Genomic DNA, 23,612 nt, shown 5'->3' on the forward strand with positions numbered 1-23,612 from the left:
ATCGGTCCTCCTGTCGCTCATCCGGCGACCACGTCGACGCTGTCGTTGGGATCGACGCTGACGGTGCCCTGCCGGCGGATGTGATTCTCGAGGACCTCCCAGATCGGCGGCCCCTCGGTGCCCTCGTTGACGCTGGCCCAGCCGGCCACCGTGTAGGTCTTGGCGGGATCGATGCGCTCGCCGCTGCGCAGCAGCGTCATCTCGGTGATCCGGCTGCCCTGCGGCTGGGCGATGTCGATCCGGTAGCCGAGCCCGCCGACCCGCACCATGTCGCCGCCCTGCTGGTAGTAGGGGTCGGGGTTGAAGAGGTTGTCGGCCACGTCCTCGAGCACGGTGTGGAGGAACGCGCCGGTCATCTCGCTGCGATAGGCCTCGGGATAGCTCATCGCGGTCACGTTGAAGACGTCCTCGCGGGTGATCTTGTCGCCCGGCAGCAGGCTGGCACCCCACCGGAAGCCCGGCGACAGCGCGATGTCGGCCTCGCGCTCGGCGATCAGCGCGTTGCAGATCAGGTCGTCCCAGGTGCCGTTGAAATTGCCCCGGCGATAGAGCAGCGACGAGGTTTCGCCCAGCACCTCGCCTAGCTCCTCGGCGAAGGGGGCGCGGGTCTCCTCGACCAGCGCGGCCATCTCGGCGTCGGGTTCGATGACGTCCGAGAAGATCGGGATCAGCCGGTGCTCAAGCCCCTGCACGCCGCCGTCGCGGACGTCGAGATCGACGCGGCTGACGAACTTGCCGTGGCTGCCGCTGGCGATCAGGGCGGTCTTGCCGACCATCACCGGGGCCGGGATCGCGTCGTGGGTGTGGCCGGTGAGGATGACGTCGATCCCGGGGATGTCCTCGGCCATCTTGCGGTCCACGTCGAAGCCGTTATGCGACAGCACCACCACCGCCGCGGCGCCCTGGTCGCGGGCCGATTGCACGACCTCGGCCATCCGGTCCTGGCGGATGCCGAAGCTGAGCTCGGGGAACAGCCAGCTCGGATTGGCGATCGGCAGATAGGGGAAGGCCTGGCCGATCACGGCGATTTTCTGGCCGCCGCGCTCGAACATCTGCATCGGCTCGAAGGCCGGCTCGTCCCATTCGGCGTCGAAGATGTTGGCGCCGAGGAAGGCCGGGTCGAGTTCGCCCTCGACGATCTCGCGCACCCGCTCGGAGCCCAGGGTGAACTCCCAGTGCGACGTCATCGCGTCGGTGCCGAGCGCATTGAACAGGCGCACCATGTCGCCGCCCTCGGTACGCAGCGCCGGCAGCGAGCCCTGCCAGGTATCGCCGCCGTCAAGCACCAGCGCGTCCTGGCGGTCGGCCTTGATCGCCTTGACCACGGTGGCGATGCGGTCGAGCCCGCCCATCCGGCCGTAGCCGCGGGCCAGCGCGACGAAATCGTCGTAGGTCAGCGCGTAGTCGAGCGCCGAGCCCTTCTCGATGCCGAAGGCCTTGCGGAAGGCCTCCCCGGTGAGGTGCGGCGGCAGGCCGTTCACCTTGCCGACGCCGAGGTTGATCTCCGGCTCGCGGAACCAGACGGGCTGGGTCTGGGCGTGGATGTCGGTGATGTGGACGAGCGTGACGTTGCCGCTGCCGGCGCCGCCGATAAGGTCGTCCTGGGTGAGCGTCTGCTGCGCGGCGAGGCGGGACCAGGAGCCGAGGCCGGAGGCCCCGACCAGCGCCGAGGCGGCGAAGCCGGCCTGGAGGAAGTGACGGCGGGAGATCATCGTTTCACCACATTACAATGTTTGAATTTATCAAGCGCGAGAACCCCGCGGACGCTGCCGTCCGCGGGGGATGCGCTCAGTTGCGGACCGAGGGTCCCTCGACCGAGAGGCCGTTGCCGCGCGAGGCGACGTAAAGCTCGAGCGCCACGAATTCCGGGCTGCCCGGCGAGAAGGTCTCGGCCCGCGTATCGCGGATGCAGCCCTTGAAGCGGGAATGCACCGGGTTGAGCTTGGTGTTCTTCAGCCGGTAGGTCGGGAAGCCGTTGATCTGGCCCTGGCTCAGGTGGTCGGCCCGGATCATGTTGTCGTAATTGTCCTCGTGGCAATTCGCGCAGGACAGTTCAAGCTGGCCGAAGCGGGTATAGTACATCTCCTTGCCCTGCTCCCAGGTCGACTGGGCCGGGCCGTCGATGGCCACGTCGACCGGCATGCCGCGCGACACGAAGGCCATCAGCGCCGACATGTCGGTCATCTCGGACGAGGTGTAGCCCCAGCCGTCGGTGCCCATGCGTTCGGTCAGGCACTCGTTGATCTGCTGTTCGACGGTCTGCACGGTCTCGCGCTCGGCGTCCCATTTGGGATAGGTCGCCTTGACCCCGCGCAGCGCCTCCGGGTTCTCGTGGCAGGAGGCGCAGCTCTCGCCCTCCGCGCCGATCTCCTCGGCGAACATCTCGCGCGCGGCCTCGACCCCCAGCATGCCGGGATTGTCGAAATCGTCGGCCTGCATGACCTGCGTCTCGGGCGACCGGAAGGTCCAGCCGGAGCGGATCACCGACATCGCGTCGAGATGCTCGGGCGCCGGTGCCTCGGTGATGATGTTGGTTTCGCCGTTGACCACGAGTTGGTCGTCAACGACCTCCTGCGCCGTCAGCATGGGCGCCCCAAGCGTCAGGGCCGCAAGCGCGGCGCTCCCCAGCCAGACCGTCCGTCCCATCGTTCGTACTCCTCCCTGCAGCGGCGTTCAGCCGACGGTAATCTCTTTGGATTCCTCGTAAACCGAGCCGTCGTCGTCGTACCACGTGAACTTCATCGTCCCGCTTTCCGGGATCTTCGCCTGGAACTCGAAATACGGGTTGGTCGAGATCGCCGGCTCCAGCGTCACGTCGATCACCGTCTCGCCGTTGAACTCGGCCACGAAGCGGTTGATGATCGAGCGCGGGATGATGTTGCCCGCGTCATCCTTGCGCTGGCCGCTTTCCATCTGGTGGCTGATCAGGGTCTTGATCGCCACCACCTCGCCGGCCTCGGCCGAGCTCGGCACGCGGACGCGGGGTTTCACATTCTCTGCCATTGTCGTGTCTCCTCTCGGTCCGCTCAGCCGCCGCAGCCGCCGATGGTCACCTTCACCTCCTGCGAGGCCTTGACGAAGCTGCCATCGGGCATCTTGGCGATGGCGATCACCTCCTGCGTGCCGGCCAGGCGGATGCGGGTGGAGGCCATGTGGGCCCCGGCCAGCGGTCCGAAATTGACCGTCGCGACATCCGGGTTCGGGTTGCCGGCCGCCAGGATCAGGATCGATTCGGCGCCCGGCGCCTCGACCTCGATCGGCACCGTGTTGCCGTTCTCGGCGATCTCCGGCGCGGTCAGGGTGATGTCGCCGCTGCCGAGCTCGGCACCGCCGGTGAATTCCTGGATCTTGTCCTCGGTCGCGGCGGTGACGATCTTCGGCATCACCACCAGCGCCGACAGCGCGCCGAGGCCGAGCGCGAGCGTGCCTCTGCGAGTGTAAGTCATTGTCCTAGTATCCTCCTCAGCGGATCAATCGGGGTAGGTGTCGAGGGTCATCAGGTAGGCGACGACGTCCTCGACCTGTTCTGCGGTCATCAGCGGCGGCAGCTCGCCCTCGGCGGCCTTGCCGGTGAAGCCGTCGCCGGGCCGGACATAGGGGCCGGTGTGGTAGAAGGCCGGCATGATGGTGCCCGGGAAGGTCTGCTTGGCATTCACCATGATGCCGCGCAGCTGCGCTTCCTCCCAGCGCGTGGCGACGCCGTCGAGCGGCGGGCCGACCTCGCCGTGGAACGGGATGTCCTTGAGGTCGCTGATCATGTGGCAGGCGACACAATTGCCGAGGCTCTTGTTGCCGACGATCTTGGCGCCTTCCTCGGGATTGCCCGGGGCGCCGGTGAGCGACTCGGCGATGGCGCCGGTCTCGGTGAAGGTCACCTCCTTCGGGGCGACCGGTTCCGCCGCCTGGGCCAGGCCGGCCCCGCCGATCATCGTTGCCACGAACGCCGCGACATGTCTCGCTGCTGGTCTCATTTCTCCTCCCTCCGGCTCTGCTGGCCGTCCTGTGGCGAGATTAACCCCGGGACGGGCCCTCACACAACATCATATTTACGAATGTGAATTCAATCATTCGTCCGCGGGCCCGGATTCAAGCATCCGGGCGTGGTATTTCTGGAACGGCTCGTCACCGCTATACCCTTCTTCCTGCACCCATTTCAGAAGGTTCCGGGTGGTTGCAACACCGAAGGCGCCGGGCATCGTCGCGACCGAGGCGGCGACCGCTGTGGCATCCTCGGGCACCTCGCGCGGGAAAAACATCATCGTCGGGGTGAAGAGCAGCCCCCAGCGCTTCGCCATGTCCTTCTCGGGCAGTGTGGTGCCGTCGAAATCGGTGACCTCGCGATCGCCAAACATGTTGATCTGCACCACGAAATATCCGTCCTCAATGAGCGCCTCGACGCCCGGCTCGGCGAACACCTCCTCGTGCATGCGGCGGCAGTAGATGCAGCCCCGCTGCTCGACCAGAATCATCAGGCGCCGGCCCTCCGATTCGGCCTCGGCCAGATCCTCGCGCAGGTCGAGGAAGGTGTCGCGGAGCCAGCCGGGCTTGTGCAGGCCGTCATCGCCCATCGGCGCGGCGGCCAGCAGCGGCGCGGCCGCCAGGGTCAGGGTCGCGGTCAGCAGGGCGAGCAATCGGCGGCGCAGCATGTCAGGTCCTCCCGGGGTCAGCCGTATCTGGCGAAGATCGGAAACGTGTCGAGCATCCATTGCGCGATCAGGTTGACCGAGTTGGTCGCGATCAGCGCGGCGAACACCAGAAGCAGCGCGCCGGTGACCTTCTCGACGGTGCCGAGATGGCGCCGGAAGCGCCGCATGAAGCGCTGGAACTGTCCGACGAAGCTGGCGGCGAGGATGAAGGGCAGCGTCATTCCAGCGCCGTAGGCGAAGAGCAGCCAGGCCCCCTGCCCCGCGGTCTCGGTCCCCGCCGCGGTGAACAGGATGGCCGCCAGGACCGGCCCCACGCAGGGCGTCCAGCCGAAGGCGAAGGCGAGGCCCAGCACGAAGGACATGGGCAGCGACAGCGCAGCGACGTTGCCGGGCTCGGCGCGAAGCTGCCGGTAGAGCAGCCCGATCCGCAGCACGCCCAGGAAATGCAGACCCATCAGCGCGATGACCGCGGCGGCGAGGTAGCGCAGCACGTCGAACCAGTCGCGCAGGAACCGGCCCGCCGCCGAGGCCGAGGCGCCCAGCGCCACGAAGACCGCGATCACCCCGAGCGCGAAGAGCGTGGCGCCCAGCACCGCCCGCCCGGTGGAGACCGCGGAGCGCTCGCCCTGGGCGGCATGGCTGCCGATCCCCGCCAGGTATCCCAGGTAGAACGGCACCATGGGCAGGATGCAGGGCGACAGGAAGGACAGCAGGCCCGCGAAGGCCGCCCCCGTCACCGAAACCTCGAACATGCCCGGCCCCCTTGCCTGCGCAGCGTCACATATATTATCATACGTGAATAGATTCACCCGAAGGCTGTCAATGCTCAACCTCTTCCCCCTCCGGTATCGCGGCCTCGCGCTGGGCGCCGCCCTTCTGGGCGCCGTCCCGGCCGCGGCTGCCGGCCCGGCCGAGGCGCCGGGCGACGCGGTCGCGCTGGTGATGTTCGAAGAGGACGGCTGCATCTGGTGCGCGCGCTGGAACGCCGAGGTGGGCGTGGCCTATCCCAAGACCGCCGAGGGCCGCGCCGCGCCGCTGCGCCGCGAGGACATTCACCAGCCGATCCCCGACGATCTGTCGCTGACCTCGCGGCCGCGGCTGACGCCGACCTTCGTTCTGGTCCGGGGCGGCGAGGAGATGTCGCGCATCGAGGGCTATCCGGGAGAGGATTTCTTCTGGCCGATGCTGGCGCGCATGCTGGACGCGGCCGACATCCCGACCCTTGACGCCGTCCCCTCCGACACGGGAGATGCAGAGCAGCAATGAGCCATGCCGTCGATCCGATCACCGCGAGGACCTTGGTGGAGAGCACGCCGCGCCAATCGCGCCTTCCGGTCTGGGACGAGACCCTGCCGGCCGAGGATCTCGACCGCATGGTGCGCCAGGCCTGCGACGCGGCGGATTTCCTCAAGACGCTGGGCCATGAGGGGCGGCTGCTGATCCTGTGCCACCTGGCCACCGGAGAGAAGTCCGTGGGCGAGCTCGAGCGGCTGCTCTCGGCCCGGCAATCGGCGGTGTCGCAGCAACTGACCCGGCTGCGGCTCGAGGGGCTGATCGAGCCCCGCCGCGACGGCAAGACGGTCTACTACAGCTTGACCGACGACAAGCCGCGCAAGATCATCGAACTGGTCTACGAGCTGTTCTGCGGGGAGCAGGGCTAGCCCAGGACCGGGCCGGCCCGGCGCCGGCGGGAGGAGAAGGCATGCTGGACTTCCTGGGCGAGCGGGGCGCGCTCGTGGCCATCGGCTTTGCCGGCGGCCTGTTGCTCGGCGTGGCGGCGCGGGGCGGCCGCTTCTGCACCCTCGGGGCGATCGAGGACCTGCATTTCGGCCGCACCGGCAGCCGCATGCGGATGTGGGGCGTGGCGCTGGGCTGCGCCGTGGCGCTGGTCTTCGGCGCCGCCATGCTGGGCTGGGTCGACCCGGCCCAGAGCGTCTATCTCTCGACCAGTTCCGGGATCGCCGCGGCGCTGGTCGGCGGTGCGCTCTTCGGCACCGGCATGGCGCTCTCGGGCAATTGCGGCTACGGCGCCCTGGCGCGGCTCGGCGGCGGCGAGATGCGGGCCTTCGTGATCGTGCTGGTGATGGGCCTGGCCGCCATGGCCACCCTGTCGGGGCCGCTGGCCGGCCTGCGCCTGGCGCTGTTTCCCGAACTGCCCACCGCCGCGCCCTACGGCATGGCGCACGGCCTCGCCCGCGCCTCCGGCCTGCCGGTGAACGCCATCGGCCTCGTCATCGGCCTGGGGATCCTCGCCGCGTCGTGCTACCGCGCGGTCAGCCTGCGGATCTTCTGGGGCCTGCCGGTGGGGCTGGCCATCGCCTCGGGCTATGTCGGCTGCGCCTATGTCGCGCGCCACGGCTTCGACCCGGTGGCCATCACCTCGCATTCCTTCGCCGCGCCGCTTGGCGAGACGATGATTTACGTCATGCTGTCCTCGGGCGTCGCGCCGACCTTCGGGGTCGGATCGGTGGCCGGCATCCTGGTCGGCGCCTTCCTGGCCAGCTCGGCCCGCGGCGTGTTCCGCTGGGAGGCCTGCGACGACCACCGCGAGCTGCGCCGGCAGATCGGCGGCGCGGTGCTGATGGGGATCGGCGCGGTGATCGCCATGGGCTGCAGCATCGGCCAGGGCCTGTCGGCCTTCGCGGTGCTGGGCGTCACCGCGCCGATCACCCTCGCCGCGATCTGGACCGCCGCCGCCCTCACCCTGCGGGTGATGATCGAGGGCCGCCTGTTTCCCTTCGCGCAGTAAACCGCCCGCCCGCGATGCACCCGGCCCCGCAAGGCAGCCGGGTGACCTTCGCCGGGCGGGCGCGCACCGGGCGCCGCCACGGAATCGGCCGACGGCGCGCGTCCGACGCGGGGCGCCCGTCGCCGGCCGGCCGCCGCGCGGCCCGGTCTCACAGCATTCGGGAAATCGCCTGCGCGGTCTCCAGCACCTTGGCGATCAGGTCGCGGTCGGGCTGCATCTGCATCTCGTGGCCCGACAGGTTCATCGCCGCCACGTAGCGGCCGTGGCGCGAGACCAGAGGCGCCGCGACCGAGCAGGTGCCGGTCGCCAGGTGGGAGCTCTGGGCGACATATCCGCGGGCCCGGTCGGCCTTCAAGAGCGGCTTCAGCTCGGCCAGCGACCGGGGGGCGGCCGGGCTCATGCGCTCGAAGGCGTAGCCGTCGAAGCGGCGCTCCAGCTCGTCCTCGTCGAGGTCGCTCAGCAGCACCCGGCCCATCGTCGTCGAGAAGGCCGGCAGCCTCGTGCCGACCGGCACGTTGGACACCATCGAGCGATCCGACAGCGCGCGGTGGACATAGATGATCTCGGTCCCGTCCAGCACCGCCACGTGCACGGTGAAGCCGGTCTCGTTGCGGAGCGCCTCCGCGGGCAGCCGCGCCAGGTCGTAGACGTCGAGCGAGGCGAGGTAGCGGTAGCCCAGATCCATCACCCGCGGCGCCAGCCGGTAGCGGTTCTCCTGGCGCGTCAGGTAGCCCTCGCGCTCCAGCGTCACCACGAAGCGGTAGGCGGCGGAACTGGTTACCGAGATCGCCTCGGCAATCTCGGTCAGGCTCATCTCGGGGCGGCGATGGTCGAAGCATTCGAGGATGCTCAGCCCCCGCAGCAGCGAGTTCGAGCGGTAATCCGGTTCCTTCGCCATCGCTTCGTTCAGCCCCCGCGTCCGTCGCTCCCGCCCCGCGCCGCCAGGCGGTCGGCGACGCGGGCCATCGCCGCAGCGTAGTCCGCCCGGATCCGATCTTCCATCGGATGATGGCCGCCGCGCAGCGTCCGGCGGCCCCGCACCACCACGTCCCCGACCCGGAAGCCGCGCCCGGCGAAGACGTGGAAATCGAGCTGCGCCCCGCGGGGAACCGCCGCCATGGCCTCCGGTTCCTCGGAGACGAGCTCGACGAAGCTCGCCATGCCGCCGGGCGCGAGGCCCTGCTCGGGACGGCCGGCGGCGCGGGCGCCGCCGCGCGCCGCGCCCAGCCACAGGTGGGAGGCGACGCTGGGATGCTCGGCGGCGGCCAGGACGTTGCGCTGCCGGTCGCGCAGGCGCTGCGAATATTCCAGCTGCTGCAATTCCTGCGCGGCAAAGGTCGCGATGTTCGAATCCGACCCGATGCCGAACGTGCCGCCCTGGGCCAGGAAATCGCCGGCCCGGAAGATGCCGTCGCCGAGATTGGCCTCGGTCATCGGGCACAGGCCCACGGTCGCGCCGGACCGGGCGATCAGCCCGACCTCGGCATCGCTGAGATGGGTGGCGTGGATCAGGCACCAGCGGCCGTCCACGGGGGCGATGTCGAAGAGCTGCTCGACCGAGCGCCGGCCGTTCCAGGCCAGCGCGTCGTCGACCTCCTTGGTCTGCTCGGCGACGTGGATGTGGACCGGGCAGTCCGGCAGGAGCGCCGCGCGCAGCTCCAGGAGGCGTCCGATCTCCTCGGCGGTAGCGGCGCGCAGCGAATGCGGCGCGATGCCGAGGCCGTGTCCGGCCGCGGCGGCCGGGCGCCGCAGCGCCTCGACCATGCCGGCATAGCCGTCGAGATCCTGCACGAAGCGGCGCTGGCCCTCGGTCGGCGGCAGGCCGCCGAAATTCGAATGGGCGTAGAAGACCGGCAGGTGGGTCAGCTCGAGGCCGGTCGCCGTCGCGGCCTCGAGGATCGCCAGGGACAGCTCCTCGGGCCGGGCATAGGGCCGCCCGTCGAGGTCGTTGTGGACGTAGTGGAACTCCACCAACCCGGTATAGCCGCCCTTCAGCAGCGCCAGGTAGAGCCGCGCCGCGATCGCCTGCATGTCCTCGGGCGACAGGGTCAGCGCGAAGAAATACATGATGTCGCGCCACGACCAGAAGCTGTCCACGGGATTGCGGCGAACCTCGGAGAGCCCGGCCATGGCATACTGGAAGGCGTGGCTGTGCAGGTTGGTGATGCCGGGCACGACGGGGTTGTCGTAGACCGGCAGGCGGGCGGGATTGTCGTCGGCCACCAGCCGCGCGATCGTGCCGTCCGCCGCGAACTCGGCCGAGACGTTCTCGCGCCAGCCCTCGGCGGTCAGGGCCAAACGGAAATGCGCGCCTTTGAGCGTCTCGAAGCTCATGCCTGCGCCTCCAGTTCGGGCCGGAACGAGGTCAGGGCGGCGACGAGGCGCGCCAGCACCGCGCCGAGCCGTTCGGCGCGCTCCGGCAGGTAGGTCCACGGGCTTTGCTCGGTCATGTAGCAGCTTTGCGCGATCTCGATCTGCAGCGCGTGGACGTGGCGCGCCGGGTCGCCGTAATGCCGGGTGATGAAGCCGCCCTTGAAGCGGCCGTCGCGGACGGCGGTGAACTCGTCCCCGTCAAGCGCCGCCATCGCCGCCTGGCCGACGGCCGGAGCGCAGGAGGCGCCGGAATTGGTGCCCAGATTGAGATCCGGCAGGCGGCCCTCGAAGAGCCGCGGGATGCGGCTTCGGATCGAGTGCATGTCGAGCAGCAGGCAGTGGCCGTGCCGGGCGCGGATGCGCGCAATCTCGGCCTCGAGCGCCGCGTGATATGGCCGCCAATAGGCGGCGATGCGGGCGGCACGCTCCGCCGCGTCCGGCTCGGCGCCGTCCCGGTAGAGCGGCCGGCCGTCGAAATCGATCGTCGAGACCAGCCCGGTCGAGGCGCCGTCGTAGAGCGGTGCGTCGTCGGCGGGGCGATTGAGGTCCACCGCGTAGCGCGACAGCCGGGCCGCCATCAGCGTCGCGCCCGCGGGCCGCAGCGCCCGCGCGATGCGGTCCATGTGCCAGTCGGTGTCGCAGAGGTCGAGCGCCTCGGGGCGCAGCGCCCGGCGCAGGCCGGCCGGCAGCGCCACCCCGGCATGCGGCACGTTGATCAGCAGAGGGCCGTCGCCCGGCACGTGGTCGAACAGGCGGTCCCCGTCCAGGTCGGCTGAGAAATCTTGCATGCACCGTCCTTTCATATTTGAAAACTGTTATTGACATGCAAAAAACTCGCGTCAAGAAGTAATCCCGTGAGACCCGCGACCGCCCCGCCCCGGCGGCGCAGAACGGGTGCCGCCAACAGTGAACGGAGGATTCCATGACCCTTTCCCGGCGCAGCTTTCTCGCCACCGGCACGGCCGGCCTGGCGCTGCTTTCCACCCCCGTCCTGGCCGCCGGCCGGACCTTCTTCGGCATCGCCACCGGCGGCACCGGCGGCACCTACTACCCGCTGGGCGGCATGCTGGCGCAGCTGATCTCGAACACCGCGGAACTGCCCGACACGCGGCTGTCGGCGACCGCCGAGACCGGCAACGCCTCGGTCGCCAATGCCCAGCTGCTGGGCCGCAGCGAGATCGAATCCGCCTTTGCCGCGGCCGACATCCTGGATGCCGCCTATCACGGCAAGAACCAGTTCGAGGGCGAGGCGGTAACGAATCTGCGCGCCATCGGCGCCCTCTACCCGGAGACCGTGCAGCTGGTGGTCCGCGCCGACAGCGGCATCGAGACCTTCGCCGACCTGAAGGGCAAGTCGGTCTCCTCCGGCGCGCCGGGCTCGGGCCAGTGGCAGCTCCTGGGCGACCTGCTCGAGGCGCACGGCCTGACCCGCGAGGACGTCTCGGAGGACTACTCCTCGTTCTCGCAGTCGGTCGACAAGATCAAGGACGGCAATCTCGACGCCTCGCTGATCACCGCCGGGCTGCCGACCTCCTCGGTCACCGACCTCGCCAACGGCCACGACATCCGCGTCGTGCCGCTGAACGGGCCGGCCATCGCCAAGCTGCAGGAAAGCCAGCCCTACTACGCCAATTCGGTCATCCCGGCCGGCAGCTACAAGGGCGTCGAGGCGGATGTCGAAACCCTCGCCGTCCGGGCGATCTGGGCGACCCATGAGGACGTCGACGAGGCGATCGTCTACGCCGTGACCAAGGCGCTGTACGAGAACACCGAGACGCTGGGCAACGTGCACCCGATGGGCAAACAGATCTCGCTCGACAAGGCGCTGGAATCGGTCTCCATCCCGGTCCATCCGGGCGCCGAGAAGTACTACGCCGAGAAGGGCATCGCGCAGTAATGCGCCGGCGCGCATCGACCCTGCGCGGCACCGGAAGGGCGGCCCTGGCCGCCCTTCTCGTTGCCGCCGCGCCGGCCCCGGCCGGCGCGTCCGACCCCGACGCCGCCTGGCTGTGCCTGAGCGAGACCCGGGGCCGGCAGGCCGAGATCGCGCGCCTCCCGCTCGGGCCCGGCCGGGACTTCGAGCTGAGCTTCATCCACTCGGTCTCGCGGACCCGGGTGCGCGACAGCTACCGGATCGACCGAGGCGAGATCGTCCAGCTCCGCGAGACCTACCTGGCCCATGGCGCCGGCCTGCCCTCGGGCGCCGAAGCGCCGGACGCCACCCGATGGCGGCACGAAGGCGGCCGCTTCATCCTCGACATGCACCGGCGGACCGGGCCGATCGCGCTGCGCGTCCAGCCGGAATTCGAGAACATGCTGCACACCGACGGGACCGATCTGGCCCTGGCCGATCTGGGCCGGCGGGCCCTCACCCTGGCCCCCTGCGACGAGGAGACCCCACAGTGACCCACGCGATGCCGCGCGACGACCGCTCCGGCCCCCGCGCCGCCGACGGCGCCCCCGACCTGACCCCGGACGAGCTGGAAGCGCTGGTGCGCGAATACGATTCCGAATCCAACTTCCGGCGGCTGGTGGGGCCGACGGCGATCCTGGTGACCGTGGCCTCGGTGGTGCTGTCGCTGTTCCACGTCTACACGGCGGGCTTCGGCCTGCTCAACGAGGTGATGCACCGCACCATCCATCTGAGCTTCGTGATGGGGCTGATCTTCCTGGTCTTTCCGCGCAAGCGCGCGGCGCCGACGCGCGGCGCCTGGGCGCAGTCGCTGCTCTTCGCGGGCTTCTATCTCTACCTTCTCTACGGCCTCGCCGCGGCGCTGCCGGCGAGTTCGCTGAAGACCGTTTTCGTGGCGGTGATGCTGGGGCTGATCGCGCTCACCCTGCCGTTCAACCGCCGCGGCGCCGATCCCGAGAAGGTCGCCCTGCGCGACTGGCTCTTCGCCGCCGCCGGGGCCGGCTTCTCGGCCTATCTCTCGGTGTACTTCGAGCACGTCTTCATCGCCAATGTCGGCAACCCGCCCGAGCCCGCCTACATGATGGGCCTGGTGGCCATCGTCATGACGCTCGAGGCGACCCGCCGCACCATGGGCCCGACCCTGGCCTGGATCGGCGTCGGCTGCCTGATCTACGCCCTGGCCGGCCCCTACCTGCCCGGCATCATGGCGCATCGCGGCTATTCGATCACCCGCATCATCAACCACCTCTTCATCGGCACCGAGGGCATCTACGGCGTCGCGGTGGGGGTCGTCGCGACCTACGTCTTCCACTTCGTCCTGTTCGGCATCCTCGCCCAGATGAGCGGCCTCGGGCAGCTCTTCATCGACCTCGCCACGATCGTCGCCGGCCGTGCCTCGGGCGGCTCCGCCAAGGTCTCGGTGGTGTCCTCGGGGTTCTTCGGGATGATCTCCGGCTCGCCCATCGCCAACACCGTGACCACCGGCGCCTTCACCATTCCGCTGATGAAGAGGTCCGGCTTCTCCGGGCGCTTCGCCGGGGCGGTGGAGGCCTCGGCCTCCTGCGGCGGGCAGATCACGCCGCCGATCATGGGCGCCTCGGCCTTCGTGATGACCGAGATGCTGGGCATCCCCTACAACGAGCTCATCCTCATCGCCATCGTGCCGGCGGCCTTCCACTACATCGCCATCCTGCTGATGGTGCATCTGGAGGCCAAGAAGCTGGGGCTCACGGGGCTCTCGAAAGACAAGATCCCGCAATTCGGCGCCGTGCTGGCGCGCTCCTGGCACCTCTTCGTGCCGCTCGGCGTGATGGTGGCGCTGCTCCTGATGCAGTACACCCCCTTCCTGGCGGCGTTCTGGGGCATCCTGCTGACCATTGCCTGCAGCTACGTGCCGCTCGTGATGCACGCGCTCGGCTATCGCAGCATGGATCTCTCCACCGTGCTGACCCCGCCGCGGCTGGTGCGCGGTTTCGAGGACGGCGCCAAGTTCGCCCTCGCCATCGGCGCCGCCTGCGCCTGCGTCGGCTTCCTGCTCGGCATGACCACGCTGACCGGGCTGGGCTTCAAGTTCTCCGCCGCCGTGGTGCAGCTGGCGCATGATCTGGCCGAGGCGGTGATCGCCCTCGACGTCACCGGCCTGCTCTCCGAGGACGCGCTGGCACTGTTCTTCGGCCTGATCTTCGTGGCCCTCGCCTGCATCATCATGGGGGCCGGCATCCCGACCACCCCGACCTACATCATCCTGGCCTCGATCGCCGCGCCGGCGCTGATGGAGTTCGGCGTGCCGCTGATCGCGACGCATTTCTTCGTGTTCTACTTCGGCGTGCTGGCCGACGTGACGCCTCCGGTGGCGCTCGCCGCCTATGCCGCGGCGGGTCTGGCGCGGTCCGAGCCGATGACCACCGGCACCACCGCGTTCCGCCTGTCGATGGGCAAGGCGCTGGTGCCGTTCATGTTCATCTACGCCCCGAGCCTGCTCTTCGTGGACTTCACCTGGCTGGAATTCATCACCGCGCTGGTCTCGGGCCTGACCGGGGTGCTGGCGCTGTCGGCGGCCTATATCGGCTGGTTCCGGCGCGCTCTGAAATTGTGGGAAAAGATCGGTCTCACGGTGGCCGGTCTGCTGCTGATCTCGACCGAACCGGTTGCCATCAGCCTCGGCGCGCTGGCCGTGCTGTGCATCCTGCTGCGCCCGGGCACCCGAGCGCCGAAGCCGGCCTGACCGGTCGGCCGGGCCCGCCCAAGGCCGGGGCGGGTCCGGCCCCGGCACTGCCGGGCCCCGCTAGACCGCGACCTGGGCGCCCATCTCCACCACGCGATCCCGCGGCAGGCGGTAGAAGTCGGTCGGGTCGGCGGCGAAGCGCGACATCAGGATGTAGAGCCGGTCCTGCCAGACCGGCATGCCGACGCTGGGGCTCGCCATGATCTTGCGCCGCCCCAGGAAGAAGGACAGCTTGCGGCCCGCGAAATCCAGCCTGTCCCGGCGCAGGTCGCCGAGGGCCCGGTTGACGTTCGGCGTTTCCATGAACCCGAAGCGCAGGACGATGCGGGTGAAACGGTCGTCGATACGCTCGACCCGGGCGCGGTCTGCGGGCGCGGCGCGCGGCTCTTCCAGGGTCTCGACCGTGAGGACGATGACCTGGTCGTGCAGAACGTGGTTGTGCTTGAGATTGTGCAGCAGCGCCGGCGGCGTCGCGTTCGGATCGCTGGTCAGGTAGACCGCCATGCCCGGCGCCCGCAATGCGCTGCCCGCCTCGATCCGGCGGATGAACTGGGGCAGCGGCACGGCCTGGGCGCGACTGCGCTGGAACAGGTCGCGGGTGCCGCGCCACCACGTGAACATCGCCGTGCCGAGCAGCGCGCCGAGCAGCAGCGGCACGTAGCCGCCGTCCGGCACCTTGAGCAGGTTGGCCGCGAAAAACGCGCCCTCGATCAGCAGGATCGGCGCGACGAGCAGCGCGACGCCCGGACAGGCCCAGCCCCGGACATGGCGCAGCATCAGCGCCGCCAGCCCGGTCGTCACCAGCATGGTGCCGCTGACCGCAATGCCGTAGGCGGCCGCCATGCTGCTGGAGCTTTCGAACTCGATCACCAGCAGCAGCACCCCGAAGAGAAGCGCGGCATTGACCGCCGGCACGTAGATCTGGCCGCTTTCGCGGTTCGAGGTGTGACGGATGTCGAAGCGCGGCAGCAGGCCCAGCTGCACCGCCTGCCGCACCATCGAGAACGCGCCGGTGATCACCGCCTGGCTCGCGATGACCGTGGCGATCGTGGCCAGCACCACCAGCGGCAGCACCGCCCAGGCCGGCGCCAGGAGGAAAAACGGGTTTTCGAGCGCGGCCGGATCGGCGAGCACCAGCGCGCCCTGCCCCAGGTAGTTCAGGGCCAGCGCCGGGAAGACCAGCGCGAACCACGCATATTGGATGGGCCGGCGCCCGAAATGGCCGAGATCGGCATAGAGCGCCTCGGCCCCGGTCACCGCCAGGAACACCGCGCCGAGGACGACGACCGCCACCAGCGCGTTCTCGGCCAGGAATGCCGCGGCGAAGAGCGGGTTGAAGGCGGCCAGGATGGCCGGGGCCTGGACGACCTGCACCGCCCCCAGCACTCCCATCGTCGCGAACCAGAGCGCCGTGAGCGGCCCGAACCAGAGCGCGAGCGGCCCGGTGCCGCGGCTCTGGATCAGGAACAGCGCCGTCAGGATGACCAGCGCGATGGGCACCAGGTAGGGCTCGAAGACCGGCGTCACCAGCTTCAGCCCCTCGACCGCCGACAGCACCGAGATGGCCGGCGTGATGATGGCGTCGCCGAAGAACAGCGCAGCGCCCGCCACCGCGAGGAGCAGCACCGTCCCGCCGTGCCTCCGGGAGGCGGCCTGGAGGAGCGCGTAGAGCGCCAGCACCCCGCCCTCGCCGTGATTGTCGGCGCGCAGCAGAAACAGGACGTATTTCGCCGTGACGACGAGGATCAGCGCCCAGAGCAGAAGCGACACGACCCCCAGCACCTCGCCCGGGGCCAGCCCGTCGGCGGCGGCGGGCCGCAGCGCCTCCCGCAGGGCATAGAGCGGGCTGGTGCCGATGTCGCCGTAGACCACGCCGACGGCGCCGATGGTCAGGGCCAGCGTCGGTGCGGTGCCGCTGTCGGAGGTCTGGCCCATGGCATGCGCGCTCGGAATGTTCCCCGGCCGACCCGTTACAGCAGCCGCGACAGCGCCATGGCGCTACCGCCGATGATCGCCGCGACCAGTCCGATGGCCAGCGCCGAGGCCGCCAGCCCGGCGGCGAGCCAGAGCCCGTCGCGTTCGCTGAGCGCCAGGCCGAGCGCGATGATCGCCAGGGCCGGCACCGCGTTGGCGAAGGGGATCGGCAGAAACAGCAGCAGGGCCATCAGCAGACCGGCCAGCCCGATCACCCTGTCGACCGCCCCCGCGGTCGCCGGCCAGACGCGGGGCCGGGCCAGCCCCTCGATGCGCCGCACCCAGGGCAGGGCATAATGCAGGATCCGGGCGAAGCTGGCGCGGTCGATGGACCGGTTGCTGAGAACGCCCGGAAGCCAGACGGAGGGCCGCCCCGACAGCAATTGCAGCGTGATGATGATCAGCGGCAGCCCGGTCACCACCGACGACCCCGGCAGGTACAGGAACACGTTGGGCACCGCGAAGAGGATCATCAGCGGGGCGAAGCTGCGGTCCCGCAGGCCCGAGACGAGGTCCCCGAGCGCAATCCGCGGACCCTGCCCGGTCTCGAGCCCCCGCAGCACGTCGGAGAGCCGCTGCGGGGTCTCGTGCGCCGCGCCGATATCTGAGCCGGCGATCATTTGACGAGGGAATCCGCCGCGACCGCGGGTTGCGCGACCGCCGCCTGCGGGACCACCGGGTGCGGGTCGGACGCCGTTTTCCGGGTCTTCCAGAGCGACAGCCCGACCCCGCCCAGCAGGATCGCCGCGGTGACGCCGAGGGACAGCGCCGGCGGAACCTTCTCGATGCCGAGCAGCTCGGCGGCGAAGACCTTCGAGCCGATGAAGATCAGCACCAGCGACAGCGCCGCCTTGAGATAGACGAAGCGGTGCAGCATCGCCGACAGCGCGAAGTAGAGCGCCCGCAGGCCCAGAATGGCGAAGATGTTCGACGTGTAGATGATGTAGGGGTCGGTGGTGATCGCGAAGATCGCCGGGATCGAGTCGACGGCGAAGATCACGTCCGCCAGCTCCACCATCACCAGGGCGAGGAACAGCGGCGTCACGAAGAGCGCGGTGCGCCCCGACGCGCCTGTCGGCAGGCGCACCATGAAGCGTTCGCCGTAAAGCCGGTCGGTCACCCGGAAGCGGCTGCGCATGAAGCGCAGGACGGGGTTGGCGGCGACGTCGTATTCCTCGTCGCCCGCGCGCAGCATCTTGATGCCGGTGAAGATCAGGAACGCGGCGAAGATCAGCAGCACCCACTCGAACCGGGCGACCACCGCCGCGCCGGCGCCGATCATGATGCCGCGCAGGACGATCACGCCGAGGATGCCGTAAACCAGCACCCGGTGCTGGTAGGCCCGCGGCACGCCGAAATAGGCGAAGATCACCGCGATGACGAAGATGTTGTCCATGGCGAGGCTCTTTTCCACCACGAACCCGGTGAGGTAGTCGAGCGCCGCCTGGCTGCCGAGCTGCTGCCAGACCCAGCCCGAGAAGGCGAGGCCCACGGTGATGTAGAAGGCCGAGAGCCACAGGCTTTCCCGCACGCCGATCTCGTGCGTCTTGCGGTGCAGCACGCCGAGATCGAAGACGAGGAGCGCCAGCACCAGGGCGAGGAACACGCTCCACGACCAGAGCGGTTTGCCCAGCACATCGAGAAACAAGATTTCCATTCGACGAACCCGTTAAAGAAAGTCCGCTCGCAGTGCATGCCCGGCGAGGCCCGGCACCGGCCGGGGGCCTTCTCGAAGAACTGGAACTCGAGCCTAGCGAACGTGGCGATCGCCGGCGGCCGTTCAATCGGGCGGCGGGGAAATCTTTTTCTCTCGGCCCCTCTTGCGCGGCGTCCCGGGCGATACGACCTCCGGGAGGCCAGTCGCAGAACAGGCCCGGCCGCCCGTGCCGACCGCGCCCGCGTCGCTCCGACGATCGGCAAGGCGTGCCCGGCGCCCCCGGGCCTGGAGACCTCGGTCTTGAAGCTGCCTCTCTGGCGTTTCGCCCTGTATGCGCTGGTGGTCCTTGCCGGGCTTGCCATCGCCTTTCCGACATTCCTGCCGCGCCCGCTGGCCGATGCCTGGCCGACCCGGCCGGTCGCCCTCGGGCTCGATCTCCGCGGCGGCGCGTCGCTGACGCTCCGGGCGGATGACGCCGCGCTGCGCGCGGGGCTGGTCGCGGATTTCGCGGCAGAGCTCGAGACGGCGCAGCCGGCGCTCGCCGCGCGGGCGCTGCCGGACGGGCGCGGCCTCGAGATCGCGATCCCCGCGCATATCGCGAAGGACGCGGCCGTGGCGGCGATCCGGGCGGCGATGCCCGCGGTCGGAGGCGGCCCCCTGCGCCAGCCCGAACCGGCCTTCCAGCTTGTCGACAGCGCCGGCGGGCTGACCGCGACGCTGCGGGACGCCGCCCTCGCCCTCGAACGGCAGGACGCGGTCGCGCAGAGCATCGAGGTCATCCGCAACCGCATCGACGAGGCGGGCGTCGCCGAGGCCTCGCTGCAATCGCTGGGGCGCGACCGCATCCTGGTGCAGATGCCGGGCGTCAGCGCCCCCGCCGATCTGCGGGAGCTCCTCGGCGCCACCGCGCAGCTGAGTTTCCACGAGGTCGTCGCCGCGGCGGCGCCGGGCGCGGTGACCCTGCCGGAGATCGGCGGCTCCGCGCTGGCCGTGGCGCCGCGCGCCGCGATCGACGGCGAACGGCTGGCCGACGCCGCCGCGGCCTTCGACCCCGAGACAGGGGCGCCGGTGGTGCAGTTCCGCTTCGATCCCGAGGGCGCGCGGATCTTCGGCGATCTCACGCAGCAGCTCGTGGGGCAGAGATTTGCCATCGTCCTCGACGGAGCGGTGATCTCCGCCCCGGTGATCCAGGAGCCGATCCTCGGCGGTTCGGGGGTGATCAGCGGCACCTTCACGGTCGAGGAAACCACGACGCTGGCGGCGCTGCTGAGCGCCGGGGCGCTGCCGGTGCCGCTCGAGATCATCGAGGAGCGCACGGTGGGCGCCGATCTCGGCGCCGATGCCATCGCTATGGGTCTCTGGACCGGGCTGGCCGGCTTCGCGCTGGTCGCGGCGATGATGATCGCGCTCTACGGCGTGTGGGGCGCGGTGGCGACGGCCGCGCTGCTGATCAACGTGGCCCTGACCGTGGCCGCGCTGGTTCTGCTCGGCGCGACCCTGACCCTGCCGGGCATCGCCGGGCTGATCCTCGGCATGGGCTTGGCGGTCGACGCCAACGTGTTGATCAACGAACGCATCCGGGAGGAGACGCGGAGCGGCAAGCGCGCCGCCTCGGCCGTGCAGGCGGGTTTCGACCGGGCCTACCGCGCCATCCTCGATTCCAACCTCACCACCCTGATCGCGACCGCGCTGCTGTTCTGGATCGGGTCCGGGCCGGTGCGCGGCTTTGCCCTGACCATGGGCCTCGGCATCGCGATTTCGCTCTTCACCGCCGTCGCGGTGGTCCGCGCCGCGATGGACGTCCATCTGCGCACCCGCAGGCCGAAGACCTTCGAGGTCCGGCCGCTCTTCGCGGCGCTGGCGCCCGGCGGCGTGCCGGCGTTCCGCTTCATGCGCGCCCGGTTCGCGGGCCTCGCGGTGTCGCTGGTCCTGTCCCTGGCCTCGCTTGGGCTGTTCGTGGCGCCGGGCCTGAACTACGGCGTGGATTTCCGCGGCGGGGTGCTGATCGAGGCCCGCGGCGCGGCGCCCATCGCGCTTGCCGAGCTGCGCCCCGGCGTCGAGGCGCTCGGCCTCGGCGAGGTGTCGCTGCAGGAGAGCGACGCCGGGCGGTCCGTGCTGATCCGCGTCGAGGAGCAGCCCGGCGGCGAACGCGCGCAGAGCGCCGCGGCCGACCGGGTGCGCGCCGTCGTCGCCGAGATCGCCCCCGAGACCCGGATCGAGCGCGTGGAGATCGTCGGCCCCCGGGTCAGCGCCGAGCTCGCCGTCGCGGGGATCCTGGCCGTCGCCGCCGCCAGCGTCGCCATGCTGGTCTACATCTGGGCGCGCTTCGACTGGCCCTACGCCGTGGGCGCCATCGCGACGCTGCTGCTCGACATCACCAAGACAGTGGGCTTCCTCGCCCTGACCGGCCTCGATTTCGGCCTGACCGCCATCGCGGCGCTGCTGACGCTGATCGGGTATTCGGTGAACGACAAGGTCGTGGTCTACGACCGGATGCGGGAGAATGCCGGCCGCCATCCCCGGATGCCGCTGCGCGAACTGATCGACCTGTCGATCAACCAGACGTTGGCGCGCTCGCTCTACACCTCGGGAACCGCGCTGCTTGCGATGCTGCCGATGGCGATCTGGGGCGGCGCCGCGGTGCAGAGCTTCGCCATTCCGATGGTCTTCGGAATCGTCGTCGCCGCCTCCTCCTCGATCTTCATCGCGGCGCCGATCCTGCTGTTCCTCGGGGATTGGAGAGCGCGCCACGCCGCCCCCGGCGCCGCGCCCGCCGCCGACCAACCGCCTGCCTGAGCTGTCCGCCTCCGCGCCCTTGCGCGCGGCATTCTCGAAAAGGGTACTGCGATGATTCACACCGCCGCGCTGTTTGCCAGCATCGCCTCGTTCGGGCTGATCTGCGCGATCTATTTCTGCAACTTCATGGCGCCGCGGGGCAGCTGGCTGCGCACCGAGATGCTGGCCTCGATCCTGCTCTCGCTGCTCACCGGCCTGTTCCCGCTGGCCCTCGCGGCCTCCCTCGTGGGGCTCTGGACGGCGCTCACCGGAGGGGTCTCGCTGGGCGCGATCCTGTCCGCGGGCACCGACCTCGTCAGCATCGCCACCGTGATCGCCACGGGTCTGGTGTTCCGCCGGGCGGTCAAGGCCACCTATGGACGGCCCGTCGAGCCGGACAACGTCGCGCCGTTTCCCGCGCCGCCCGCCGGGGCGGCCGGGCCGCGGCTTTCCGGCCAGCGCGCGGCGTGAGCGATCCGGGGTCCCGGGACCGGCGCCATGATCGAGGAATTCTGGCAGATCGCCGCGGTGGGCTTCGCCGCGCAGATGGTCGACGGCGCGCTCGGTATGGCCTACGGGCTGACCTCGACCTCGCTGCTGCTGACCCTGGGATACTCGCCCGCGGCGGCCAGCGCCGCGGTGCACCTGGCCGAGACCGCGACGACCGCGGTCAGCGCCGGATCGCACCACGTCGCGCGCAACGTCGACTGGGCGCTGGTCCGGCCGCTGGCGATTGCAGGCATCCTCGGCGGCATCGCCGGGGCGAGCCTTCTGGCCACCGGCGCCGGCGACTTCCTGCGCCCCTTCGTCTCCGCCTACCTCGCCGTCATGGGCGGGGTGATCCTGTGGAAGGCCTTCCGCAACCTGCCCGGCATCCGACCGCCGCGGGGTCTCCTGCCGCTCGGCGGGATCGGCGGGTTCCTCGACGCGATCGGCGGCGGCGGCTGGGGTCCCATCGTGTCGGGAACGCTGGTCGCATCGGGCAATTCGGCGCGCCAGATGATCGGGTCGGCCATCGCCGCGGAATTCTTCGTGACGACCGCCATCGCGATCACCTTCGCCGGGCATCTGGGCTGGCGCGAATTCGGCATCGCCGCGCTGGCTCTCGTGGTCGGCGGCGTCCCGGCGGCGCCGTTTGCGGCGCTGATCGTGCGCCTCGCCCCACGCCGCGCGCTCATGCTGGGCGTCGGCGCGCTGATCGTGTTCCTCGGCCTTTACGGCCTCTGGCGGTCCGCCCTCTGAGCGGCCTGTCGCCCCGGCCCGCGGAACGGCACCCTGGTCACGACCCGGCGCGCAGCGGGATGGAGAGGGCATTCACCCGCGCGATGAGCTCGCATTGACTGGAAACGCCGATCTTGCCGTAGGCGCGTTTCAGATATGTCCGGACGCTCTGCTCGGCGAGCGACATCTCCTCCGCGATGGCGCGGACCTTGCTGCCCGCGACGATCGAGCGGACGACTTTCGCTTCCGCCGGCGTCAGCGACAGGATCGCGATCAGCGCCTCGTCGCTGGGCGGATCGGTTTCCCGCGGCACCACGACGGCCAGAAACTTCGGATCGGGCTCGCTGTCCTCTTTCGGCAGCGGCAGGACGTAGAACGGCAGGGCATCGCCGCCGCCGCCCTCCACGGTGGCGATGTGATAGCGCTGCGCCGACAGGCCCGCGCCGGACCAATACTGCTCCTGCGCATCCCGCAGGAGCCCCTTTAGCGGAAACGCCTGTTCGCACCGGCCGCCATTCAATCCCAGCGCCTCGAAGGCCTTGGGCGTCCGGAAGACGACCCGGCCCTCGGTATTGACGATCAGGCAATCGAAGGCGAGCAGTGAAAACAGGCGCTGCGCCGCCCATCTTTCGCGCTGCAATCGGATTTCATGCGCGGCCCCTGCCCCGATCGCGGCAATCAGGTTGAGGATATCGGTTCCGTCGGGATTGGGCCGCGTGGGATATGCCGAATGGTCCAGAACCAGCCCGCCCCGCAAGGTTTCCCCGGTCGCCAACTGGGACAGAAACAGAAATAGCCGGCGCGGCACTTTCTCGCGTTTCTCGCCCTTGGCACAGATCAATTCCCGCTTTGCCCAGGCCCGGGTCTTTCTTCGGAACTCGGTCGCGGCCTCCAGATCGGCAATTGCCTGCTGAAACGCCTTCTCCTGCCAATAGAGATTTCCGCTCTTGGCCAGAACCGACGGCAATGCGCCGTTTCGATCCTTGAGTTCGACGATCCAGGATTCTGCGTGAATAATACGAGTCATGACGTGGTTCAGCGCGCTGAACCAAGGCGTATCCATGCTAAGCCGCATTATCCGCCCCTCCCAAACTGATACAACAAAGTCGAGATGATGCGAAATAAATATAGATAATCAGCCGTAGAAATACCGGGCAGCGCGAGGCGAAGCGCCGACCGTCAGGCCCCAACGGCGCTCAGTGTCGGCCCAAACGCCATCTTTCGCAAATTTTTTCTGCCCGCCGAGATTTCGCAGCGCTTTCGGAGACCGGATTCGCGACTTCGAATGGCGCGGCCGGATTAACGGTTCTTCACGTTTTTCGAGGGACTTGCCGCCAAAGCCTGAGACGCGGGCGGCGCGGAATTCGGCCCGAGGCGGGGCACCACCATGCCGTGTGTTATCGCCAAACCCATATTACTTCAGGGGGAAAGAGGAATTGCCATTCCATCGGCGGCGATTCGGGGCGGAATAGGGCGAAGAGGTCCACATATGCCCTTCCCCACCGCCTCGAATCGCGTGGGAAATGCACCCTCGCGCCCCTGGTGAAACCGACAGGTCGCGCGTGCCTTCCCTGCGCCGA

At 69.6% G+C, this 23,612-nt stretch carries 23 protein-coding genes; 9 read left to right on the forward strand and 14 right to left on the reverse strand.

Going from position 1 to position 23,612, the window contains the following annotated elements:
- Positions 1 to 17 precede the first annotated feature (17 nt).
- From soxB to ACXYMW_RS13915, 7 genes are all read right to left on the reverse strand, one after another.
- Complete coding sequence (gene soxB, locus ACXYMW_RS13885; protein WP_459035923.1) at positions 18 to 1,712, reverse strand: thiosulfohydrolase SoxB; 1,695 nt, start codon at positions 1,710 to 1,712, stop codon at positions 18 to 20.
- A gap of 76 nt (positions 1,713 to 1,788) precedes the next feature.
- The gene (gene soxA, locus ACXYMW_RS13890) at positions 1,789 to 2,646 is read right to left on the reverse strand and encodes a sulfur oxidation c-type cytochrome SoxA (RefSeq protein ID WP_459035924.1); all 858 of its coding nucleotides are present in this window, start codon (positions 2,644 to 2,646) and stop codon (positions 1,789 to 1,791) included.
- Between the two features lie 27 nt (positions 2,647 to 2,673).
- Entirely contained in the window at positions 2,674 to 3,003 is a 330-nt protein-coding gene (soxZ, locus tag ACXYMW_RS13895) for a thiosulfate oxidation carrier complex protein SoxZ (RefSeq protein WP_459035925.1), read from the reverse strand.
- A 23-nt stretch (positions 3,004 to 3,026) separates the two neighbouring features.
- Positions 3,027 to 3,446, reverse strand: a complete 420-nt coding sequence (soxY, locus tag ACXYMW_RS13900; RefSeq protein ID WP_459035926.1) for a thiosulfate oxidation carrier protein SoxY — start codon at positions 3,444 to 3,446, stop codon at positions 3,027 to 3,029.
- Positions 3,447 to 3,470: 24 nt separating this feature from the next.
- Entirely contained in the window at positions 3,471 to 3,971 is a 501-nt protein-coding gene (soxX, locus tag ACXYMW_RS13905) for a sulfur oxidation c-type cytochrome SoxX (protein WP_459035927.1), read from the reverse strand.
- A gap of 93 nt (positions 3,972 to 4,064) precedes the next feature.
- Positions 4,065 to 4,646 carry a thioredoxin family protein gene (locus ACXYMW_RS13910; RefSeq protein WP_459035928.1) on the reverse strand — a complete coding sequence of 194 codons (582 nt, stop codon included), beginning with the start codon at positions 4,644 to 4,646 and terminating at the stop codon, positions 4,065 to 4,067.
- Positions 4,647 to 4,663: 17 nt separating this feature from the next.
- Positions 4,664 to 5,398 carry a cytochrome c biogenesis CcdA family protein gene (locus ACXYMW_RS13915; RefSeq protein ID WP_459035929.1) on the reverse strand — a complete coding sequence of 245 codons (735 nt, stop codon included), beginning with the start codon at positions 5,396 to 5,398 and terminating at the stop codon, positions 4,664 to 4,666.
- A gap of 70 nt (positions 5,399 to 5,468) precedes the next feature.
- Here ACXYMW_RS13915 and ACXYMW_RS13920 point away from each other — a divergent pair, with 70 nt between their 5' ends.
- The 3 genes from ACXYMW_RS13920 (at position 5,469) to ACXYMW_RS13930 (ending at position 7,395) form a co-directional block, all read left to right on the forward strand.
- Complete coding sequence (locus ACXYMW_RS13920) at positions 5,469 to 5,912, forward strand: hypothetical protein (protein ID WP_459035930.1); 444 nt, start codon at positions 5,469 to 5,471, stop codon at positions 5,910 to 5,912.
- A gap of 107 nt (positions 5,913 to 6,019) precedes the next feature.
- Positions 6,020 to 6,307 carry an ArsR/SmtB family transcription factor gene (locus ACXYMW_RS13925; RefSeq protein WP_459035961.1) on the forward strand — a complete coding sequence of 96 codons (288 nt, stop codon included), beginning with the start codon at positions 6,020 to 6,022 and terminating at the stop codon, positions 6,305 to 6,307.
- Positions 6,308 to 6,348: 41 nt separating this feature from the next.
- Complete coding sequence (locus tag ACXYMW_RS13930; protein ID WP_459035931.1) at positions 6,349 to 7,395, forward strand: YeeE/YedE family protein; 1,047 nt, start codon at positions 6,349 to 6,351, stop codon at positions 7,393 to 7,395.
- A 148-nt stretch (positions 7,396 to 7,543) separates the two neighbouring features.
- On the opposite strand, the gene ACXYMW_RS13935 is transcribed toward ACXYMW_RS13930, so the two are convergent.
- From ACXYMW_RS13935 to hutG, 3 genes are read right to left on the reverse strand one after another with little or no spacing between them, the layout of a single operon-like run.
- Complete coding sequence (locus tag ACXYMW_RS13935) at positions 7,544 to 8,293, reverse strand: IclR family transcriptional regulator (RefSeq protein WP_459035932.1); 750 nt, start codon at positions 8,291 to 8,293, stop codon at positions 7,544 to 7,546.
- A gap of 8 nt (positions 8,294 to 8,301) precedes the next feature.
- Entirely contained in the window at positions 8,302 to 9,729 is a 1,428-nt protein-coding gene (locus ACXYMW_RS13940) for a formimidoylglutamate deiminase (protein ID WP_459035933.1), read from the reverse strand.
- Entirely contained in the window at positions 9,726 to 10,556 is an 831-nt protein-coding gene (hutG, locus tag ACXYMW_RS13945) for an N-formylglutamate deformylase (protein WP_459035934.1), read from the reverse strand. Before hutG ends, ACXYMW_RS13940 begins: the two co-directional genes overlap by 4 nt.
- A 134-nt stretch (positions 10,557 to 10,690) precedes the next feature.
- On the opposite strand from hutG, the gene ACXYMW_RS13950 reads away from it, so the two are divergent.
- The 3 genes from ACXYMW_RS13950 to ACXYMW_RS13960 are packed head-to-tail and all read left to right on the forward strand — an operon-like array spanning position 10,691 to position 14,405.
- A complete protein-coding gene (locus tag ACXYMW_RS13950) occupies positions 10,691 to 11,665 on the forward strand; it encodes a TAXI family TRAP transporter solute-binding subunit (protein WP_459035935.1) in 975 nt (324 codons plus the stop codon).
- On the forward strand, positions 11,665 to 12,174 hold the full coding sequence (locus tag ACXYMW_RS13955) for a DUF1850 domain-containing protein (protein WP_459035936.1): 510 nt from the start codon (positions 11,665 to 11,667) through the stop codon (positions 12,172 to 12,174). Before ACXYMW_RS13950 ends, ACXYMW_RS13955 begins: the two co-directional genes overlap by 1 nt.
- Positions 12,171 to 14,405, forward strand: coding sequence for a TRAP transporter permease (locus ACXYMW_RS13960; RefSeq protein ID WP_459035937.1), 2,235 nt, complete (start codon positions 12,171 to 12,173; stop codon positions 14,403 to 14,405). Before ACXYMW_RS13955 ends, ACXYMW_RS13960 begins: the two co-directional genes overlap by 4 nt.
- 60 nt (positions 14,406 to 14,465) lie before the next feature.
- On the opposite strand, the gene ACXYMW_RS13965 is transcribed toward ACXYMW_RS13960, so the two are convergent.
- Genes ACXYMW_RS13965 through ACXYMW_RS13975 form a run of 3 tightly spaced genes read right to left on the reverse strand, consistent with a single transcriptional unit; the run spans position 14,466 to position 18,036 of the window.
- The gene (locus ACXYMW_RS13965) at positions 14,466 to 16,340 is read right to left on the reverse strand and encodes a potassium transporter Kup (protein ID WP_459035938.1); all 1,875 of its coding nucleotides are present in this window, start codon (positions 16,338 to 16,340) and stop codon (positions 14,466 to 14,468) included.
- Positions 16,341 to 16,375: 35 nt separating this feature from the next.
- Positions 16,376 to 16,999: an exopolysaccharide biosynthesis protein gene (locus ACXYMW_RS13970; RefSeq protein ID WP_459035939.1), complete on the reverse strand. Its 624-nt coding sequence runs from the start codon at positions 16,997 to 16,999 to the stop codon at positions 16,376 to 16,378.
- Positions 16,996 to 18,036: a TerC family protein gene (locus ACXYMW_RS13975; protein ID WP_459035940.1), complete on the reverse strand. Its 1,041-nt coding sequence runs from the start codon at positions 18,034 to 18,036 to the stop codon at positions 16,996 to 16,998. Before ACXYMW_RS13975 ends, ACXYMW_RS13970 begins: the two co-directional genes overlap by 4 nt.
- Before the next feature lie 300 nt (positions 18,037 to 18,336).
- Here ACXYMW_RS13975 and secD point away from each other — a divergent pair, with 300 nt between their 5' ends.
- Genes secD through ACXYMW_RS13990 form a run of 3 tightly spaced genes read left to right on the forward strand, consistent with a single transcriptional unit; the run spans position 18,337 to position 22,053 of the window.
- Positions 18,337 to 20,832, forward strand: a complete 2,496-nt coding sequence (secD, locus tag ACXYMW_RS13980; protein WP_459035941.1) for a protein translocase subunit SecD — start codon at positions 18,337 to 18,339, stop codon at positions 20,830 to 20,832.
- A 51-nt stretch (positions 20,833 to 20,883) separates the two neighbouring features.
- Positions 20,884 to 21,282 (forward strand): hypothetical protein, encoded by a 399-nt coding sequence (locus ACXYMW_RS13985; RefSeq protein ID WP_459035942.1) that lies wholly within the window; start codon positions 20,884 to 20,886, stop codon positions 21,280 to 21,282.
- Between the two features lie 27 nt (positions 21,283 to 21,309).
- Positions 21,310 to 22,053, forward strand: a complete 744-nt coding sequence (locus ACXYMW_RS13990; protein WP_459035943.1) for a sulfite exporter TauE/SafE family protein — start codon at positions 21,310 to 21,312, stop codon at positions 22,051 to 22,053.
- Positions 22,054 to 22,090: 37 nt separating this feature from the next.
- Here ACXYMW_RS13990 and ACXYMW_RS13995 read toward each other — a convergent pair whose 3' ends face one another.
- On the reverse strand, positions 22,091 to 23,095 hold the full coding sequence (locus ACXYMW_RS13995) for a helix-turn-helix domain-containing protein (RefSeq protein ID WP_459035944.1): 1,005 nt from the start codon (positions 23,093 to 23,095) through the stop codon (positions 22,091 to 22,093).
- Between the last annotated feature and the right edge of the window lie 517 nt (positions 23,096 to 23,612).

Source organism: Roseivivax sp. CAU 1761, assembly GCF_054482755.1.

What these genes read in the sequence shown, in the direction of transcription:
- soxB (WP_459035923.1), bottom strand. Translation starts at nt 1,712, where the DNA reads ATGATCTCCCGCCGTCACTTCCTCCAGGCCGGCTTCGCCGCCTCGGCG.
- soxA (WP_459035924.1), bottom strand. Translation starts at nt 2,646, where the DNA reads ATGGGACGGACGGTCTGGCTGGGGAGCGCCGCGCTTGCGGCCCTGACG.
- soxZ (WP_459035925.1), bottom strand. Translation starts at nt 3,003, where the DNA reads ATGGCAGAGAATGTGAAACCCCGCGTCCGCGTGCCGAGCTCGGCCGAG.
- soxY (WP_459035926.1), bottom strand. Translation starts at nt 3,446, where the DNA reads ATGACTTACACTCGCAGAGGCACGCTCGCGCTCGGCCTCGGCGCGCTG.
- soxX (WP_459035927.1), bottom strand. Translation starts at nt 3,971, where the DNA reads ATGAGACCAGCAGCGAGACATGTCGCGGCGTTCGTGGCAACGATGATC.
- ACXYMW_RS13910 (WP_459035928.1), bottom strand. Translation starts at nt 4,646, where the DNA reads ATGCTGCGCCGCCGATTGCTCGCCCTGCTGACCGCGACCCTGACCCTG.
- ACXYMW_RS13915 (WP_459035929.1), bottom strand. Translation starts at nt 5,398, where the DNA reads ATGTTCGAGGTTTCGGTGACGGGGGCGGCCTTCGCGGGCCTGCTGTCC.
- ACXYMW_RS13920 (WP_459035930.1), top strand. Translation starts at nt 5,469, where the DNA reads ATGCTCAACCTCTTCCCCCTCCGGTATCGCGGCCTCGCGCTGGGCGCC.
- ACXYMW_RS13925 (WP_459035961.1), top strand. Translation starts at nt 6,020, where the DNA reads ATGGTGCGCCAGGCCTGCGACGCGGCGGATTTCCTCAAGACGCTGGGC.
- ACXYMW_RS13930 (WP_459035931.1), top strand. Translation starts at nt 6,349, where the DNA reads ATGCTGGACTTCCTGGGCGAGCGGGGCGCGCTCGTGGCCATCGGCTTT.
- ACXYMW_RS13935 (WP_459035932.1), bottom strand. Translation starts at nt 8,293, where the DNA reads ATGGCGAAGGAACCGGATTACCGCTCGAACTCGCTGCTGCGGGGGCTG.
- ACXYMW_RS13940 (WP_459035933.1), bottom strand. Translation starts at nt 9,729, where the DNA reads ATGAGCTTCGAGACGCTCAAAGGCGCGCATTTCCGTTTGGCCCTGACC.
- hutG (WP_459035934.1), bottom strand. Translation starts at nt 10,556, where the DNA reads ATGCAAGATTTCTCAGCCGACCTGGACGGGGACCGCCTGTTCGACCAC.
- ACXYMW_RS13950 (WP_459035935.1), top strand. Translation starts at nt 10,691, where the DNA reads ATGACCCTTTCCCGGCGCAGCTTTCTCGCCACCGGCACGGCCGGCCTG.
- ACXYMW_RS13955 (WP_459035936.1), top strand. Translation starts at nt 11,665, where the DNA reads ATGCGCCGGCGCGCATCGACCCTGCGCGGCACCGGAAGGGCGGCCCTG.
- ACXYMW_RS13965 (WP_459035938.1), bottom strand. Translation starts at nt 16,340, where the DNA reads ATGGGCCAGACCTCCGACAGCGGCACCGCACCGACGCTGGCCCTGACC.
- ACXYMW_RS13970 (WP_459035939.1), bottom strand. Translation starts at nt 16,999, where the DNA reads ATGATCGCCGGCTCAGATATCGGCGCGGCGCACGAGACCCCGCAGCGG.
- ACXYMW_RS13975 (WP_459035940.1), bottom strand. Translation starts at nt 18,036, where the DNA reads ATGGAAATCTTGTTTCTCGATGTGCTGGGCAAACCGCTCTGGTCGTGG.
- ACXYMW_RS13985 (WP_459035942.1), top strand. Translation starts at nt 20,884, where the DNA reads ATGATTCACACCGCCGCGCTGTTTGCCAGCATCGCCTCGTTCGGGCTG.
- ACXYMW_RS13990 (WP_459035943.1), top strand. Translation starts at nt 21,310, where the DNA reads ATGATCGAGGAATTCTGGCAGATCGCCGCGGTGGGCTTCGCCGCGCAG.
- ACXYMW_RS13995 (WP_459035944.1), bottom strand. Translation starts at nt 23,095, where the DNA reads ATGGATACGCCTTGGTTCAGCGCGCTGAACCACGTCATGACTCGTATT.